At 46.8% G+C, this 1,901-nt stretch carries 4 protein-coding genes; 1 reads left to right on the top strand and 3 read right to left on the bottom strand.

Annotation, left to right across the window (positions count from 1 at the left end):
• Nucleotides 1-254: hypothetical protein (locus Q0236_RS06410; protein ID WP_297916180.1), on the bottom strand; the 254-nt coding region annotated here is incomplete at its 3' end.
• 164 nt (nt 255-418) lie between these two features.
• Entirely contained in the window at nt 419-859 is a 441-nt protein-coding gene (locus Q0236_RS06415) for a hypothetical protein (protein ID WP_297916182.1), read from the bottom strand.
• Nucleotides 860-1,003: 144 nt separating this feature from the next.
• Between Q0236_RS06415 and Q0236_RS06420 the strand changes: the two genes are divergently transcribed.
• Entirely contained in the window at nt 1,004-1,144 is a 141-nt protein-coding gene (locus tag Q0236_RS06420; RefSeq protein WP_297916184.1) for a hypothetical protein, read from the top strand.
• 87 nt (nt 1,145-1,231) lie between these two features.
• Here Q0236_RS06420 and Q0236_RS06425 read toward each other — a convergent pair.
• Nucleotides 1,232-1,901, bottom strand: a 670-nt coding sequence (locus tag Q0236_RS06425) for a DnaJ C-terminal domain-containing protein (protein WP_297916186.1), incomplete at its 5' end; no start/stop codon positions are given.

Consider the following 1,901-nt stretch of genomic DNA (forward strand, 5'->3'; position numbering starts at 1 on the left):
CTCGTAAAATAATTAGATATCACAAATCCATTCTCATAAAATATAATTCTACGAAACGTCTGCTCTGTAAATAATATTATGAGCACTAAAAATATAATCAATGAGATAGAAATACCAACAATATCGCCTCTATACCAGCCAGTATACACTAGTAATAATAATATCGCATATGATAAATATGGTCTTAAGTGCCCGAAAATTTTACTTCTTTCCACGCGATAAATTTCTTTACCTAGCCATTCTGGATTTTTCATAGGGTGCCTTTAAATTTGATCTGTTATTTTACTTCCGTAAATCTTAAAATTAAATTTCTTAGTTCAAGTGAATTTTAATTACCGTCATATGCGCTTATCTATACCTAGATAAAATTTTTCGCGCCTTAAATCGGCGAAATTTCGCGAATTTTCATGGGCACAAACTAATCTAAAGCCGCAAATTCCACGTATTTCTCCATCGCAACCAGCAGGAGCCATCGCGCGGTAGGGCTGAAAAAATAGTGGTGTTCGGGGATCTGCTCCATTATAAATTTTAAAAAATCGTAAAAATATTCAGGCGCAAATTTAACCTCGGCGCTCGTTAAATTATCACCCAGATAGCAGATTTCACCGCCTAAAATCCTCGCTTTTACCGCAGGATTTGCGTCTATGAAGCTTCTGGCACCGGCAAAGCTCAGGCAGTCTGCGGTCGCATAATCTTTCAAACCACGCAAGACGGGTTTGGAGCCGATGAAGGCGAAATTCTCCTCTATAAATTTCACTCCGCCCTCGCTCACCTGCCAGCGATCGCCCAAGCTCGATAAAAACGCAAACATCTCATCATCCGCGGATTTGAAATTTATAGGTCCGTTTTTGCGATCCATCTTCGTCCTTTTTAAATTTGTAGTCGCTTTTGCGGCGCGTAAGCCGTTCCGAGCCGTCGTTTAACGCCGCAGTAGCATTCAAAGACTGTCGCAGACACAGATAAAATTCTACTCGCAAGCATTACCTTATAAAGCCGCCGCGCAGTGTTTGCTGCGATCAAACAGACGGTGCTTAGCAAAAGGCGACTAAACGATAGGCGTCCTACTGAACGACGGCCGACGAAGATCAAGCAAGCTACGATCAAACGAACGACAGCTAGCAAGCAAACAAGCAGCAGAGGGTAGCAGCGACTAAATTTAAAATTCCGCAGTCCGCCGAACTAGAGTTTAAACAATCGCCGCTCAAAACAGATCGAGGCAAATCAAGGCAGATTACTTGAAAAAATTCTTGATCTTATCGAGTATCCCCTCGTCGTCTCCGCCCTTGCTACCGAAGCTTTCTTGAAGCTCGCGCAAAAGCGCCTCTTGCTTCTCGTTCAATTTTTTAGGCGTCTGGACGTTTACCTGCACGATCAGATCGCCGTTTTTCTTGGTGCGGATATTCGGCGCGCCCTCGCCGTAGATCGTGAAGCGCTGCTTGTCCTTGGTGCCTACTTTGAGTTTCAGCTCCGCCTTGCCGCGCGGCGTCGGCACCTCGATGCTCTCGCCCAAGATCGCCTGCGTGAAAAACACCGGCACCTCGATATACAGGTCGTCTCCGTCGCGCAGGAAGTGGCTATCCTCCTTAACGCGCACTATCACATACAGATCCCCGATTTCGCCGGTTTTAGAGACGTTGCCCTTGCCGCTTAGGCGCACGCGCTGTCCGTCGTCGATACCTGCGGGAATATCAAATTTAAGGCTCACATTCTCCTCGGTAAAGCCCTTGCCGCCGCAATCCTTACACCTGTCTTTTACGATCTCGCCCGTGCCGCCGCATTCGGAGCAGCTTTGGATGAAGCTCATATATCCGCGCCTGACCGCGACGCGCCCCGTGCCGCCGCAAACGGAGCAAGTGTGTCTTTTTTTATCCTTCGAGCCGGTAGCGTCGCAGGTAGGGCAC

Origin of the sequence: uncultured Campylobacter sp., from assembly GCF_938031315.1 — a bacterium.
Lineage (GTDB): Bacteria > Campylobacterota > Campylobacteria > Campylobacterales > Campylobacteraceae > Campylobacter_B.